The 16,829-nt window shown below is 26.4% G+C and carries 12 protein-coding genes and 1 pseudogene; 1 reads left to right on the plus strand and 12 read right to left on the minus strand.

The window, feature by feature from the left end; genetic code table 11:
- Nucleotides 1-19: 19 nt before the first annotated feature.
- From BLP75_RS15660 to BLP75_RS15715, 12 genes are all read right to left on the minus strand, one after another.
- A complete protein-coding gene (locus BLP75_RS15660) occupies nucleotides 20-835 on the minus strand; it encodes a helix-turn-helix domain-containing protein (protein ID WP_092727479.1) in 816 nt (271 codons plus the stop codon).
- Between the two features lie 187 nt (nucleotides 836-1,022).
- Entirely contained in the window at nucleotides 1,023-2,561 is a 1,539-nt protein-coding gene (locus tag BLP75_RS15665) for a M4 family metallopeptidase (RefSeq protein WP_092727480.1), read from the minus strand.
- A gap of 504 nt (nucleotides 2,562-3,065) precedes the next feature.
- Entirely contained in the window at nucleotides 3,066-3,506 is a 441-nt protein-coding gene (locus BLP75_RS15670) for a helix-turn-helix domain-containing protein (protein ID WP_092727481.1), read from the minus strand.
- 182 nt (nucleotides 3,507-3,688) lie between these two features.
- Nucleotides 3,689-4,837: a toxic anion resistance protein gene (locus BLP75_RS15675; protein ID WP_092727482.1), complete on the minus strand. Its 1,149-nt coding sequence runs from the start codon at nucleotides 4,835-4,837 to the stop codon at nucleotides 3,689-3,691.
- Nucleotides 4,838-4,864: 27 nt separating this feature from the next.
- A complete protein-coding gene (locus BLP75_RS15680) occupies nucleotides 4,865-6,010 on the minus strand; it encodes a 5-bromo-4-chloroindolyl phosphate hydrolysis family protein (protein ID WP_092727483.1) in 1,146 nt (381 codons plus the stop codon).
- Between the two features lie 320 nt (nucleotides 6,011-6,330).
- A complete protein-coding gene (locus tag BLP75_RS15685; protein ID WP_092727484.1) occupies nucleotides 6,331-10,050 on the minus strand; it encodes an nSTAND3 domain-containing NTPase in 3,720 nt (1,239 codons plus the stop codon).
- A gap of 408 nt (nucleotides 10,051-10,458) precedes the next feature.
- The gene (locus BLP75_RS15690) at nucleotides 10,459-11,457 is read right to left on the minus strand and encodes a hypothetical protein (protein ID WP_139149853.1); all 999 of its coding nucleotides are present in this window, start codon (nucleotides 11,455-11,457) and stop codon (nucleotides 10,459-10,461) included.
- A gap of 45 nt (nucleotides 11,458-11,502) precedes the next feature.
- A complete protein-coding gene (locus tag BLP75_RS15695) occupies nucleotides 11,503-11,790 on the minus strand; it encodes a hypothetical protein (RefSeq protein ID WP_092727486.1) in 288 nt (95 codons plus the stop codon).
- Between the two features lie 354 nt (nucleotides 11,791-12,144).
- On the minus strand, nucleotides 12,145-13,338 hold the full coding sequence (locus tag BLP75_RS15700; protein WP_092727487.1) for a hypothetical protein: 1,194 nt from the start codon (nucleotides 13,336-13,338) through the stop codon (nucleotides 12,145-12,147).
- Nucleotides 13,339-13,576: 238 nt separating this feature from the next.
- Complete coding sequence (gene rlmH / locus BLP75_RS15705; protein ID WP_092727488.1) at nucleotides 13,577-14,056, minus strand: 23S rRNA (pseudouridine(1915)-N(3))-methyltransferase RlmH; 480 nt, start codon at nucleotides 14,054-14,056, stop codon at nucleotides 13,577-13,579.
- A gap of 34 nt (nucleotides 14,057-14,090) precedes the next feature.
- The gene (locus BLP75_RS15710; RefSeq protein WP_092727489.1) at nucleotides 14,091-14,885 is read right to left on the minus strand and encodes an MBL fold metallo-hydrolase; all 795 of its coding nucleotides are present in this window, start codon (nucleotides 14,883-14,885) and stop codon (nucleotides 14,091-14,093) included.
- Nucleotides 14,886-14,973: 88 nt separating this feature from the next.
- Nucleotides 14,974-16,443 carry a M1 family metallopeptidase gene (locus BLP75_RS15715; protein WP_170139204.1) on the minus strand — a complete coding sequence of 490 codons (1,470 nt, stop codon included), beginning with the start codon at nucleotides 16,441-16,443 and terminating at the stop codon, nucleotides 14,974-14,976.
- Between the two features lie 149 nt (nucleotides 16,444-16,592).
- Between BLP75_RS15715 and BLP75_RS15720 the strand changes: the two are divergent.
- Nucleotides 16,593-16,829 (plus strand): annotated as a pseudogene (locus tag BLP75_RS15720) (DnaD domain protein); the annotation flags it as partial.

The following is a 16,829-nucleotide window of genomic DNA, read 5'->3' on the forward strand; positions in this document are numbered from 1 at the left end:
TCCTCCCCCGTACATTATTTTAAGGTCTATAATTAAGATACTTTTGTATAAGTTTCTTATGTTTTATTTGAGCTGGTGAAAGATATTTATTTGATATATCATTAAATAAATTCTCATTTGTGTCGTCAAATCCATGTTGACCATATAACATATCTTTTAAAAATGGTTCTTTTTTTATAAATTCTGCACCTTCTCTTGCTAAATTCTCAATTTCAGGATCATCTTCAGACATTTGTTTAAGTTTAGCAAGACGTTTACCAAATTCTAAGGCAATTTTATATTGTTTAGGATTTTCTTTAAAGTATTCTGCTAATTTTCCAAAATTTTGTTGATAATCCTTATCCCACTTAAAATCATCCATAACACCAAAAATATTTCGTTGTTGATTGAATAAATCAGGACAGTCTTCTTTATAGCTCTTAACTTGATCTGAATCTAAAATTTCAGTAATCATCTTAAATGATTTAGATTCAAATGATGTCCTCTCAAGGTCTTCAGTTTCTTCTTCTAATAATATTTCTATCTTAGATAATTGATCCTCTATTTTATTTTTTTCAATTATAAGTTCCGATTGTAATGATTTAAGTACATCTCTTAAACTTTTATTATTTTTTGAATCACCTAGTATTTCTTTTATTTGACTTAAATCTAATCCTAAGTGTTTTAAATGTTTTATCATTCTCATTTGTGCAAGTTCCTCTGCACCATATAGTCTATAGCCACTGTCTGATCTTTTTGGTTCTTTTAATACACCAATTTTATGATAGTACAAGACTGTCTTTAATGTACTTCCCGTTAACTTAACAAAATCACTTATTAAAATTTGATTATTCATATTCATCCTCCATGAGTTCATTATAAACTCCACCCTAAGGGTTGAGTCAAATGGAAATAAATTAATATTATTATTTCTCTACTAATCCATTTTTATAGAATTTTTAATATACTTAAATATAAAAACTCCGTCCTAAGTTAATAGAACGGAGTATATATAAGCTATCTAATTTTTTAATCTACTAAAATTATTTTACACCAACTTCATTCCATGCAGCTTTAACAGCATCAGCATCTTTTTGACCATAAAGATCTTTTGCTGATTGAATTAAAGCACGACTAGCATCTGAGAAGTTTGATTGTCTTGTTAAGTATTTAGTAAGAGCTCTATAGTAAATTTGTTCTGATTTTTCTTTACCTAATTTAGTAATAGTATTGTATGCTGCTTTGTTAGGTATACCACTATTTATATGAACTCCACCATTGTCATATTTTATACTATAATTTTTATAATCTTTCATATTGTCTGGTTGATCATATTTTTTAGGATCTTTTAAATCTCTTATAGCAGTATTAGGTGTTTTATATAAATCTTCTCCCATTGTCCAGTCATCACTATCTACAAAATATCCAAATACATCTGAGAAAGATTCATTTAATGCCCCTGGTTGGTACTTATAAACTAAATCCGCTGATGATGATGTAACTCCATGTGTTATCTCATGTGCAATAACATCATTTGCTGCTGTAAAAGAGTTTTCTGTTACCTGGTCTCCATCCCCATAAATCATCTCTGCACCAGTCCAAGCTGCATTGCTCCAATTGCCTCCTGTATCTGGATCAGGAACATTTACATAAGAATTTATATCTGACCCTTGTCCATCATAACTTTCTCTATTATGAACATCTTTATAATATTGGTAAACTTGATCTGTAAAATAGTGAGCATCTACAGCTGCTTTAAATTTATCTTGATCAAAAAAGCTTTTTATATTTGATACAAGAGTTCCAATTATACTGTCACCTTGGAAAGATTCAAATCCCATAGTTCCTATTTTACCTTTATGAGTAGTATCTAGTAATACATACTTACCATTATCTTCAGTCATTTTTAGAGGACTTTTAACTTGTCCATCTGAACCTATACCACTACCTGTTACTTGTGAAGCTTCTTCTAAAACATTTTGTTTTTCAATTATATTACCATTTTCTGCATCTACTTTAATAATCCAGTGTGCTGCCTCTGGCAAAGTATATGCTAAGTCTAAAGCGTAAACTGCTCTATTTGTTTTTTCATCAACAACAATTTTAGCATCCTGTACAGCATCTTTACCTGATAAGTTTTTAACTTCATCACGTGATTTTTCTATTGATTTAAAAGCTAGTTCAATAGCTTTATTTTGATTTATTTTAGTTTCATTTTTAACTTCTAATTTCCCTTGGTCTAAGTCTCCATTTACAAAAACAACTTTTCCTGTTTTATCTGTATGTATTTTAACTTCAGCAGCTTCTGCAAAATATCCCTCTGCTTTAGGTTTTAAAGTATAATGCGTAAATCCTAAATCATCTTTTTCTTTTTTAACTAATTGATATTGATCTGCATTATCTTTTACCTTGTAGTCATCAGGCATATTTTTAAGTACCTCATTTAAATCTTGGTCTGCTTTAACATTATATGCTTGTGGTAACTCCTCTTTTGTTTGACTATCTGCATAACTTGCTGTTGGTGCTAAAATTCCACATGACAACCCTGCTATTGTTAAAATAGCTAAATTTCTTTTAAACATTTAAATCCATCCCCTTGTTTTGTTAAATTTTTAATTTAATTATGCAAAAATATCAATCTTATACTTAAATAACATTAAGTTTAAGAGGGCGCTAATATTAAGCAAGCATAAGATTGTTTTGAGCTTCTTTGTGTTTTTTAGAAATTTAAGATAAATATTTTTATAGTAAAATAATTTTATATTTAACGTAAATGCTGATTTTACCAGCTTTACAAGTAATAAGTTGTAATTTGAAAACCGTATATTTATATTTATTTTGATAAAAATTATTGAGATTTAAAGATTTGTCATAGATTAAAATTGATTGTATGTAAAAATTAATTTTGATATTTTTAATTTTTCAATGTTAATTCTTTCACTATGATAGTATCTGTATATAGTTAGATTGTCAACTATTTTTTTGTGAATTTTTAGAAAACTAACTTTTTCTATATATACTATATTTTTAATAGATTAAATCTATATAAATAAAACATGAAAAATCATATAAAAAAACCGTATCACTTACTTGTGATACGGTTCTGCTTTTCTTATATATTCTAATATATATCCTATTCCCATGCCTAAAAAACTTCCAGCTGTACCCCACATAAAATTATCTGTAATAAGCCCAATTGCCATTCCAATTGTCAAACCTCCTATCATTAAATTAACCGATAGCTCATCATCTTCCTCATCTTTTTCATACTCTATGTAATTATTAGTACATGATTTACTTGGTTCAATTGTATCTTCACTTTTAGTTTTATTTTCATTGATTATCAAATCATCTAAAGTTACATTAAATATATCTCTTAATAATACAAGGTTGTCTATATCAGTATATGTTTTGCCTGATTCCCATTTTGATACAGCTTGACGAGATACATTTAACATTTCAGCAAGTTGTTCCTGTGATAAATTTTTTTCTTTTCTTAATTTTTTTATATTTTCTCCCAAATTCACTATAATCACCTCATCTTAACTTAAATTATACTTATTTATTGATAAACTCACAATTATGGTGTAGTTGATTTTTGTTAACTAATGGTTGCATTCCTTAATTTTCAAGCAATAATTGATGTTCTTCTAATAAAAAACCGTATCACTTACTGTGATACGGTTTTTTTATATAATTTAAATACATACTAATATTTAAAATCTAAAAGTTTATTTTTTAATTGATTTTCAATATTTATTAATTCTGCTTCAGCTTCTCTACGTTTTTGACGTCCTTCTGTTTGTATATTAAGTATTTCATCAAGGGTTGAAATTAATGATTCATTTGTAGCTCTAAGTGTTTCAATATCAACAATTCCTCTTTCAGACTCTTTTGCAGTTTCTATAGTTGAAGTTTTTAATATTTCTGCGTTTTTGCGTAAAAGTTCATTTGTCATATCTGTGACTTCTCTTTGAACTCTTGCAGCATTAGCAGCATGAGCAACTCCAAGTGATAAAACCATTTGATTTTTCCAAAGCGGAATAGTATTTATAATTGTAGATTGTATTTTTTCAGACATCAATGAATCATTATTTTGAATTAAACGAATTTGAGGAGCCATTTGTAAAGAAATCATTTTAGTTAATTCTAAATCATGAATTTTCTTTTCAAATCTATTACAAAGAGCAACAAAATCATTTAATTCCTGAGCATCCTGAGGATTACCACTATTTTTTGCTTTTTCCTGTAATTTAGGAAGTTCTTCTTTTTCTAGTTTTTGAAGTTTCTTTTTCCCCGCTAATATATACATATACAGTTCTTTAAAATATGCTTTATTTATCTCATACATCTTATCCAGCATAGCAATATCTTTTAAAAGCTGTATCTGATGTGCTTCAAGAATGTTACACATTTTTCCTATATTATTATCTACATCCTCATATTTTATTTTCATTTGGGAAATCTTATCTTTACCTTTTTTAAAAATACCTAAAATTCCTTTTTTCTCTTCAGATTCTTCAAAGTTCTTTAATTCATGAACTACACTAGATAGTATTTCTCCAATTTCACCTAAATCTTTAGTTTTTACATTATTCAATGCTGATTGTGAAAAATCAGAAATTTTCTTTTGAGCACCTGCTCCATATTGTAAAATAGAATTTGAATTATTTATCTGTATTTTATCTACAAATTGATCAACCATTTTTTGTTCTTCTTCTGTAAGTTGAATTTCATTAATTATTTTTTCTTCTGTTTTTTCTTCTTTTACTTTTATATCAACTACTTCCTCTTGGAATGGTTGAAAAGTTAATTCTGGTTTTATATTAATAGATTCTCCTTTGAATTCATCATTCATTTTTAATACCTCCCTTTTATTTAAAACTTACTTTTTAAAATCTTCTTCTACTAATCCCTCTTGTTTAAATAATGTTTTAAGAACAGAAATATCTGTAGAAACATCTAAAACAACATCTTCAAATAAATCATCTAATAAATTTTCAAAAGCTGTATTAATAAGATCAATACTCTTTTCAATTTCTATTTTAGCATTTTCTATATTCTCACCTTTAATTAATTGATTATTTATATCTTTGTATGAATTAATTAATTTTATAGTAATAGGAAGATAATGATTTATAAATTTATTAACTTCTTGTATCTTTTTAGGATTCTTTTCAATCTGATTAAGTATTTGATTTGCAATGTTTCCTAATTTATCTAACTTTATAGCTATCTCTTCTTTATAAAGATCATTTCTTATTTGTTTTATTTGTTCAATATAACTTCTTCCTACTCTGATGATAGATTCTTTTTCTTCTTTTTCTGAATTATATATTTCTTCATTTGATTTTTCATTATCAATTTCTTTAGCTATTTGTTGTTTTTTTAAATTTAAATAGTCACTATAAACTTCATTATTTAACATAAAATAAGTTTTTTCTTCATCTATATGTCCTTCTAAAAACATACCTAATCCAATCATTTTATTTAGATCTTTAATAACAAAACTTTCTTTTTCTTTAGCAAATTTTGCTAAGTCACTAATTAAGAAATAACTATTATCGTCAATAAATCTTACATATTTTTTAAAACGCTTTACTCTTTTTCTTAAAGTCATCCCCCTTAATAACATACCTAAACTTACCGCAAAGAATAAAAATACAACTCCCAAAATAATATTGCTACTTATTATAACAACACTACTAAATAACATCTTAAATACTAGAGTTGTTATCACTGAAAACCCAAAAACTAAACTTCCAATCACTCCGAATAATATATAAAGTATCCCTGATATACTTCCAGATGGTCTTTTACTGATATATGCTGATACATCATTTTTAGATTTTCTATTTAAAATCATATATTTTTCACTATATCCATTAAACTTTGATTTAAATTGATTTAAGGTATCCTCAGTTTTATCAGTAATATCCCTTTTCAAATTAGCAAAATCTATTGCTTTAAGTGCATTGCTAACTGTAGACATAATTTGATCTTCTAAATCAGAAAAATCCTTTTTATTCATTATCTTGCCTCCAGATTATTTTTATTATAATTAACATAAACCTAGATATATACTATTATGTTAATATTTTAAGTTTATTATATCTTATAATTTAGCTAATTGTAACCGCTAACTTATAAGGAATATAATACCTATATTATATAAATACATTATCACTTATGATACACTAGTTTTAATTATAAAAATAGCCTTAGGCTATATATGTTAATGCCTAAGGCTTTTAAATCTTACTTACTTGTGATACGGTTCTCCGTTACACCTCCAACGGAGCGTGTTTTAATTTTTAATACTATAACTAATCACAATTCTATTTCTTATATCTATGATAAATCTTGGTCTTCTAAATATTCTCTAACTAATACGTCTTGCTTATATCTTTCTTTATGAGCTATACAGTCTTTTAAATAAGCCTTATGCTCTATATAATCTATACTATTTATACTTTTCATTAATTGTTCTAAAAAAGTAATTTCATCCTCTATAAGCGGAACCTCACTTCCTGACCAAGACTTTACTCCATGGAAAAATAGTAATTTCTTGAATATTTCTACATCTTTATTTATATTCAGAAAATATGATATTAATTCTATTCTACTTTCTTTAAATGTCGATGAAACTACGTCGAAAATCAAACTAAGATTTTCTTTATCGCTTGAAAATTGTGTTATATAATTTTTTATCCATTCAATCTTTCTCAATTTAATTGTGTTTGAAGTATTTGTATTATTGCTAAATATTTCTTTTATATGAGATTTATATTCCCCTACATATACTTCATTGCTAAGTATCGTATCTAGTGATGTTTGTATTAGTTCATTATAATTTTCTTCTTCCCATAAAAGTTCAAATTTTTGTTTATGATAATTCCTATCATTTATACCTATTAGTTTTATAATAAATCTATCTATAAACTTCATATTGTTTTTAACTAAACTAATAAATAACTTACCATCATAGTCTATATGTTTTTCAATGGTATCTACATATAGGTTTTCTAATATAGTTATATCATTTGAAAATAATTTTAAAATAATATTTATATTTTCATCTTCAAATCTATGACCTAAAAAACTTTTTATAGCATATGATTTATGTTGTATATTTGATGTTAATAATTTTAAAGATAAATCATATATTATATTTTCATCAACGTTTTTGTATAGTTTAATTGATTGAACATCTGGTACTTGAGGATATTCTTCTTTTATTCCATCTTCAAAAACACTTCTTAATAAATTTACATATTTTATAGATATTCTTTCTGTTGGAATAGAACTTAGATATTCATATATCCAAATATTTTTTAATTTATACTCATAATTAAAAATAATTTCCTCCGTTTCTTCGAAGCCTACAATTTCAATAAGATTGTGTACTTGATTAACGTATGAACTATTAAAAGGTGCATTACATTTTAAGTATGATTTTACCGCAGAAATATATTGTTGTTTGTTTTCCCTAATTCCATTAAATATAAAGCTTATACTCTCCTCAAACTCCCAATACTCTCTAGTTGCCATTTCATTTAATACTTTATTACACAAATTAAATAGTTTAATAAAGTCATCTTCTGTGTAAAATTTCACCATATTATACAAACTTTCTTTTTTTCTCTGTTCTTTATTTTCCCAATCTACATTAAAATCATCATCAACCATAGTGTTATATATTAAAAATTCTTTATTGTTTTTATATCTGTTTAATACTTCATCTACCTCTACTCCTAATCTTATATTTATATTTTTAAGTTGATTCAATATTTTACATTGAATAAATTCTAATTCTGTTACTTCTCTAAATATATATTTTATTATATATTTTATATCTATTTCATATATTAATTTAACTTGTTTATCATCTTTACAGTAAGGATTATAATTTACTAATATTTCATTTATAATTTTCCTATATATTTGTTTATTGTATAATTTTCCCAAAACATACCACATTAATTTTCTTAATTTTTCTAAACCTTCACATTTACATAAATTAAATGTAATAAAAGTAAATGATTTATTTGTAGACATTTCAGTACAACTAGTCTCAAATTCAAGATATTTATCTATTATACTTAGAAGCAATAATGTAATATTTTTATCTAATCCCCCATTAGATTTTTTCCACAAGCACTCAATATTTAAAATTTCTTTTTCATACTGCCAGTCATAAGAATATTTATCATATCCTAAACTATCTGATAATACAATATAAAAATCTCTAGCTTCAGAAGGTTGCTTTTTAAAATAATATATTATTAATTCAAGTGCTAATTCATAGTTATTAGAATACTTGAAGTTTCTTAAAATTCCGAGTGTTTCTGAACTAATTAATTTGTTATTTTCTCTTTCTTTTAATTTAGAGTAATCTAATAATATGTTTTCTTCATCCATTAAATCTATTTTCTTTTTTATGTATGCCAATGACTTTTCTTCATTAAATTGATAAAACGCTTTTAAATATTCAAATTTTTCTATATTTCCTTCAATGCTGCTCCATGCGCTATTCACTTGTTCTTTTATATATTTAAAATTGTCTTCACTATAAAATAGTTTCATAATAGTCTTTAGTACATATGTTAATTTACATTTATACGTTCTAAATAACTTCTTTATAATATAATCTAAGTTAATAAACTTCTTTTCAATTAAAACATAATATAATAAGTAATCTCCCATACTTTGATCACTTATTTTTACAGCTTTATCCATGTATAAATCAATAATTTCATTTTCATTGAGTTCGCAACATATTTTATAAAATTCTTCTTCATAAATTCCAATATCTTTTAATATTTCTACAGCTAGTCTATTTTTTTTATATTCAAATGGACCTAATAAAGTCACTATAAATGCAACTATAATCTTATTTCTATCATGAAATTGTTTTTCAATAATCTCCCCATAATAATACTTAAATATATCTACAGAGTTATTTATTGCCGCTAATCCATTTTTTTTCGAAATCTTTCCTGCTAAGACTGCAATTCTTGCATTCCCCTTTGATATATCTACTATTCTGTCTAAATATTTATCATTTCTTATATGTAAATTTTTAATTAAAATATCTCTTATAGCTTCATCTTTTAAAATATCTATTTCTACCTCTTCTGAAGTTAGTTTATTATGTATAATACTCTTTACTCTATCTCTTGCATAATCTCTTACTGTCATTATAATTTTGACATTTATACCTTCAGGTGGTGTTATAGCATAATTTAATATATGTTCTAATTGAGTAATTTGGTTGGCATCATCTACAAATAGTAGATATTCTCCTGAATCTGATAAATAGTATTTTAAGTCGTTATATAACATTTGACCATTATTTTTAATACACAGTGCAGTTGCATTGTATTTATTTTCATATAACCTTGCTAACTCTAGAGCTAGTCTAGTTTTGCCTATCCCTGATTTACCAAAAATAAGTAGGACTTTATTATTTTTAAGTTTATTGCTTAAATCTTCTAATTCAGGTTCTCTATGCAATAGTTCCATATTTATTGATGCATTAACCTTAGTTTTGTCATACCTGCTTATAAATTCATCAATATCAAATATTTGTTCTGTATCTATCGATATATTTAAGAACTCAGATGCAATAGTTGGATATTTGCTTAGTAAATCGTGAGAAACTGTACCTATTCCTACTAAATTTATTTTTACCCCTTCAAGTATATTTTCTAGCTTTTTCTTTTGTTCTATATGAATATTTGTTGATGTATAACAGCATATAATTTCTTCTATTTCTTTTATATCTATATCAAGTTTTTTCTTATCTAAGCATGACCTTATATCTTTTTCTATTTTTTCATATGATGTACTCTCAACTGCACCATACATAATTAAAACATATCTACCATTCTCTAACTTTACATAGGAATCTGGAATTCCTTTTGTAACTTTATCAGTTCCAGTATGTGAACCCAATGGTTCAATATTAGTATACTTAAATTTTTTGTAAAGATATGCGTCCATTAGTTTTTGATATTTGCCTCCATCTAATTGTAGAATAGCTTGTTGAATTGCATTTATTTTACTCAAAACTACATCCTCCTTTACATAGTATTCAAACATATCTATTCAACTCACAACCATTAACTGTATTAAATCATTGTGTATGTATTAATATATTCTCTATATAAATTTTACCATAGTTAAACATAATAATTTAATCTCTTAAATAAAAAAGAAGTACCGAAACGGTACTTTTTCCTATAAATCTATATCATTCAATATCTACTTTAGTTCTCTCAACTCATAAGTGATAAACGTAATTCGCTTCTCCATCTTCTAATGACTTTCATCTCAATCCTTGTATCAAACCTCAGATTTCTATTATTCCAGCGCACTAAATTTAACAACTTAAATAAGCAGTTCATTTTTAATTTAAGCTGTTATCCGTTACTTATGATATGGTTCTCCGTTACACCTACAACGGAGCGTATTTTTCTAATTATTATTTATTTCCGAATTAATTTCATTTAAAAATTTTTCTGTTCTTTTTTTTCTATTTTCTTTTTCTTGTAATTCCAATAATTCCTCAATAATGATATATATACTATTCTCAACTATATTAAAATATTTATTACAATCTTCTTCTGTTAAACTATGTACCCCTTTGCTTAAAACTGAGTAAATATATTTATTTTCAGTTAAGTAGTTAGGAAGATACTCTTTTAGTATTTCTATCTTCTCTTTAAATTTTACATTATGTGACTCAAACTCTTCTTGTTTAGTTTTATCTAGGTTTTCTTTTATATCTATATACTTATCCTCAACAATACTTTCTAAAACTCTCCTTAAATATAAAAAACCACCTATAGAAAAATTATTATGATAACAAATTAAAGCTTTATTTAAATCACTCTTAATAACCTTATAATTTTTATATTTAGAATATCGCTTATCTAACTCTCTATTATGTAAGTCAACACTTGATGGATTTTGTCCTACCTTTTGTAAAATTAAATTCTCACCTTCTAAGTATAAATTATAAATAAATATAAATTTATGATTTTTATCATGTGAACAATATACAGTTTTAGTAAAGTACTCATGATCTTTAATCAAAATATTTATCCTATTTTTTAATTCATATATAGCATATTCCTCATCATAGTTATCAAAATCATCTGCTAACTGACCATACAAAGTTTTATTCTTTAATTTTCCATCTAAATCTAACTTTAATATCTGCATAGAATTTTCTCTCTTACATCTGCTACAATAACCATAAATACGATCTTCGTATAATAAAAACTCTATAAGCGCATTGAATTCAACTGGATATTTTTCCTCATATATATCTTGTACATAATCAAAAATATCGTCTGTTACTTCTTCTTCTCTCGAAACCTTTTCTATTTCTGTAATATTTACAGTTAATTTTTCATACAAAGGCATATTAAATAATAACTCGATCTTGCTATATTTTAAAATATTTCCCATTATTCCTCCTACTAGTATATTACCCACTCTAAATTTCACCTATAATTATATTACAAATTTTAAACAAGTACAATTAAGCATAGAAATATAAGAAAAGGAAGGGTCTTCGTCTTCTTCAGACGACCCTTCCTTCACTAAGTATCTTATTACATCTTCATTTATCTGTAACTCTATAGTATCTATAGCTCTTGATTTATCTATTGTTACCTTAGACACAAGTAAGTTCAACAACTGCTTTCTTTGTTGTCTTGTACTACTCTCCTTGAATACTTGTCCAAACTTCTTCATTACTTGACTTACTAACTCAAAAGATATTGGTTCTTCTTCTAACATTACATCTTATTTTAGTTAATCTAATCTAAGTTTTAATGTATCTATTTCTTTATTTGGTTTTTTAACTCTTTCAGATAGTTCACGGTTACTTTAGATTAGAGCTAATTTGTTAAATTTTATCCTTGTATTTATCAACCTTTTTAAAACATGTATGGTACGTTTCTCCCTATAAGTCTTAAGTTAAGTTTATTATAGATTTATGTATTCTGTTACTTCAAGATACTCATAACCCATTAGATAAGTAAACTTACGCTACTAATTAAGCATCATCAATTGCATGCTTGATAATTAAAATAGGTAATTAATTTATTATATAACTATATCATTTTTCAATTATCCAAAACTAAACATTGTTTAGTATTCCCACTCCACGTAACTTCTCATTTCCATTTCATAGTCCTTGATATTATCTAACCATGAATCACAACTATCAATAAAATGGAAAAGCCCTAACAGATAACTATAGAAGTTCTCTACATCTATTTCCTCATCATTAAACTTATATTCATTGCTAAATGAACACGGATACCTAAACATATCACCGTTCTTATCTAGACTATTTAAAGCCTTTATGTATGTCTCAACTAAGTCTAGTGTTTCTTTATCCTGATTGTCTTCTTCTGAATAATAAACTAACATTGGTTTGATTGAATTCCATAAGTCCTTATATAACAAGTGAGAATTCCTCTTTCTTCTGATTGTATTCTCATCAACACTTTGTTCCATCTTTATGTGAAGAAGCCTTTTCAATCCTATCTCAATAGCATTTCTCATTAGGAAAACTATCGGGTAAAATAATCCTCCATCTTTTGATTCTTTAAATCTTTCGAATAAAAACGTTGCAACCTCACTATATCCTGTTACCTGCCTATGGAATCCATCACTCCATGGTGAATCCCATAAATAGCAATTATTTATACCTGTCATTGCTAAGTGTATAAATTGTGGCTCTTCTTCAATGTCTAGCTCTACTTCATTAAACCATTCACCAAATATCATTTTATTTAAAGTGCTATAACAATATATAAGTTTATTACTCATCTTCCAAACATCTAAAGCTTTATCTCCATATTGATGCATGAACTCATCTTTAAATGGATACCTGAAAAGATCTGAACTGGAATCTACTAACTCTATACTATCTAAATACTTTTCTAACCACATTTGTTCTGCTTTGTTTAGCTCTTCAATACAATATCTATCTTTAAATGTATTGTACAACTCCTTTACATTATGTTTATTAACAATAAATATTCCCTGTAGCTCACTCTTAGTAGCTCCCTTAACAGCTAATCCTGCCTTAAGCAATAATTCTATAGCCTGTCTCATCATATAAATTCCAGGTAAAAACCACATGTCATATTTGATATTATCATTATATTGGCCTTCTATAATATCTTTTAATGTAATATAGCTTGTGTTCATGTACTGCCTAGATAGATCTAAATAGTCTTCATCAGTTTTTTTACTCCACTTTACATGTACTTTCATCTCTTCATTTAGTATATCTTTAATATTTTTATCTTTTTCTACCCAAACATATTCCAATTTAAGTGCCAACTCCTTTTCACATCATATTTATCTAATATATTTCTAAAAAATATTCAATCTTCTCATTAAATTAACTAGATTAATTACCCCTTATAAATTCATCTTCTAACTTTAAATTTATTACTGATTCATTATAACATAATTTATAAATATAACCTTGCTTATGATACCGTATTTTTACATATAAAAATAGCCTTAACCAATATATATCAATGGATAAGGCTATTGCGCTCCTTTACTTGTGATACGGTTCATTATTATTTATTCTAAACGCTCTATAAACTTGTTCCAAAAGAATCAATCTCATTAACTGATGAGGGAAAGTCATTTTAGAGAAAGATAACTTATAATCAGCCCTGCTTAAAACTTCATCAGAAAGACCTAAAGACCCACCGATTATGAAAGTTATATGACTGTTACCTCTAACAGCTAACTTGCTTATAGTATCTGCTAACTCTTCAGAAGATAGATTTTTACCATCAATAGCAAGAGCTATCACATAACTATTATTTTTTATCTTCCCAAGAATTTTTTTACCTTCTTTATCCTTAACAATTAACATATCCTTAGGGCTTAAATTTTCCGGACATTTTTCATCATCTAATTCTATTAAATCTAATTTGCAATACTTAGATAATCTCTTTGAAAACTCTTCTATTCCTAATTTCAAATATTTTTCTTTTAATTTACCTACACTTATTACTGTAATATTCATATTATTTCTCCTTAATCCGTTCAGTTAAATCTATCTATTTTATATTATAGACATGTGATACTTCGTCTCTAGATAAAACATCTAGCTTAACATCTTGTCCAACTATTATGTCATTTTGAGTTAGTATTCCCTTTGATGTTTCATATGCTAACTCTGGAAAATTATTTTCTTTACTTAAATGAGCTAATAATATTCTTTCCGTTCCTTCTTTTATAAGCTCAACGCAGAAATTAGCTGCATCTTCATTTGATAAATGTCCTTCCTCTGACATTACCCTTTTCTTTAAACTATATGGGTAAGATCCCATTAAAAGCATATTTGGGTCATAATTTGACTCTAGTATAACTAATTTTGACTTATACAAGTGTCTTTTTAAATTTTCTGTTATTGTACCTATATCTGTTGCTATAGACATTTTTTCATTATCTGCATAAAAATTATATCCAACTGCATCAGCCGCATCATGAGGTATTGAAAATGGTCTTACTATTATATCTCCTAAAGAATAAGTCTTATCATTTTCAAAAACTTTCATATTATGGTCTTTAATATCACCTAATTTATCTTTCATTGAACACCAAGTTTTGACATTTGCAAATATAGGTATATTAAATTTCCTAGATATTATTCCAGCACCTTTTATATGGTCTGAATGCTCATGTGTTATAAATATCCCTTTTATTTTATCTATATCTGCTTCTATATCATTAAGTCCTGTTGTTATTCTTTTACCACTAAGACCTGCGTCTACTAATATCGATGTATCTTTATATCCAACATAATGACAGTTCCCACTACTTCCGCTTCCTATTGAACAGTATTTTAGCATTCGGTCACCTCGTTTTTATCATAGTCATAAATTATATTATACCAAAAAATAAGAGCATTAAATAAAAATTTAATGCTCTAGTTAAAATTTACTTGTATTCCCTTATTATTTTATCTATGTCTATCCCCTTACTATTCCATAACTCTACAAACTTAGCTGCATTTACATTTTGATATTGATATTTATTAAAATATTCTTTTAGTGTAGAGAAAAATACATCATCTCCAACTTCTTTTCTAACTGCATCAAAAGCTAATGCCCCTTTAGTATACACATTCAAGCTATAATCAATTGAGTTTTTATATTTTGTTGTAGGCTTAAATATATTTTCACTTAAATGGTGCTTAGTTTGTATTTCCATTGTTTTTATTAGTTTTTCATATATGTCTTTGCCATACTTCTCTTCAAAATATAAAACTGTAGAATATTCAGTTAGAGCCTCATCTAGCCACGGCTCACTTATTTCATCATTGCCTATAACTGAATACCACCATTGATGTGCTGTTTCATGAGCTATTACATATTCTAATAAAAATTTATCTTTTTGTGTATATAGGCTTTGATCTATCATAACTAGCATTGGATATTCCATTCCACCTATAAAGAAATCACTAGCTACTACTGAATATGTATCATATGGATATTTTCCAAATAAATCACTAAATATTCTAATTGAGTCTTTTGCTATACCTGTTGCATCCTCTGACATTTTGTCATTTAAGTTATATGTATTTATAGATATTCCTTTGTATGAATCTCTGTTTATATCAAATTTAGTACTCAATACAAAAGCGAAGTCTCTAACCTTTTTAGCCTCTACCTCATAAAGAACTTTTTCTCTATCTCTTTTCTCATTAACTACGTTTCCTGTGCAACCCATCTTATACTTTGTAGGTATTAATATTTTCACATAAAAATCTCCTGTATCACTATAAAATGGATCCCCTACTGTTTCATAGCTTTTTAAATTCCATCCTCTATCATCATTTACACATGCTATAGGGAACCAATTGGTTACGTTTACTGTATTTTTTCCATATCCAAATCTGCCTTCTGAATTTGGAATTTTTACATTATATTTCATGTCTATAGATATTTTTTCCCCTGGTTTTAGTTGCTTGGCCAATTTTATCTCTAGTAAATCATTCTTGTCGCCTTCAATTTTATATTCTAATTTCTTGTCATTATTTAAAACATTTTTTAAATCTATATATCCTTCATTAAACCCATTAGGATATGCTTGTTTCATTTCTTCTTTTTCAAAAGGAGCATATTCTTTTTTGGAGAATGCATTCGGATATATGTGGAAATAAACTTTATCTAATGTGTTTTCAGTATTGTTTATATACTCTACATTTTGGTTGCACATTAATCGTTTACTTTCATCATCAAATACTACATCCATGCTGTATCTATTTATGCCTTTTTCTTGACTAGGACTAAATGTTTGTACACCTTTTTTGCTTCTTTGGGTATATATACCCCCTCCTATCAATATGGTCAACGCCACTACAATCGATAGAATTTTTCTTACTTTTTTGTTGAAGTTTATTACCAAATTATCCCCCTCCTATTTAATATGAATAATTTGAATTTTTTTCTACAAGATAAATTTGTACCAAGTTTTTGTGATATAATTTTCTTTGGCTATTGTAGCATGTAATTAAATTTTTGATATTATGATATAATTTAAAATGAGGTGATTAAATGTTTTATAAGGAAGTTAATGAAATTGACTTAGGTGAAACTTCTATTGCGAATATCTTTATAGATATATTTATGCCAATGGCGGACGGCTTATACGTAAAAGTTTATCTTCTTGGATATAAAAGTGCCTGTGATTCCAGTTTTAATCCTAAGTTTGATAATAATTCTATTGCAAAAAATTTAAATGTACCTCTTTCTGATGTAATATCTGCTTGGAAATTCTGGGAAGGTAAAAAA

The organism is Romboutsia lituseburensis DSM 797 (genome assembly GCF_900103615.1).
GTDB classification, from domain to species: Bacteria; Bacillota; Clostridia; order Peptostreptococcales; family Peptostreptococcaceae; genus Romboutsia_F; species Romboutsia_F lituseburensis.

Bases quoted from the DNA above. Each gene is read 5' to 3' on its own strand.
- BLP75_RS15665 (WP_092727480.1), bottom strand. From the start codon at position 2,561: ATGTTTAAAAGAAATTTAGCTATTTTAACAATAGCAGGGTTGTCATGT.
- BLP75_RS15690 (WP_139149853.1), bottom strand. From the start codon at position 11,457: ATGGGAAATATTTTAAAATATAGCAAGATCGAGTTATTATTTAATATG.
- rlmH (WP_092727488.1), bottom strand. From the start codon at position 14,056: ATGAATATTACAGTAATAAGTGTAGGTAAATTAAAAGAAAAATATTTG.
- BLP75_RS15675 (WP_092727482.1), bottom strand. From the start codon at position 4,837: ATGAATGATGAATTCAAAGGAGAATCTATTAATATAAAACCAGAATTA.
- BLP75_RS15695 (WP_092727486.1), bottom strand. From the start codon at position 11,790: ATGTTAGAAGAAGAACCAATATCTTTTGAGTTAGTAAGTCAAGTAATG.
- BLP75_RS15710 (WP_092727489.1), bottom strand. From the start codon at position 14,885: ATGCTAAAATACTGTTCAATAGGAAGCGGAAGTAGTGGGAACTGTCAT.
- BLP75_RS15680 (WP_092727483.1), bottom strand. From the start codon at position 6,010: ATGAATAAAAAGGATTTTTCTGATTTAGAAGATCAAATTATGTCTACA.
- BLP75_RS15660 (WP_092727479.1), bottom strand. From the start codon at position 835: ATGAATAATCAAATTTTAATAAGTGATTTTGTTAAGTTAACGGGAAGT.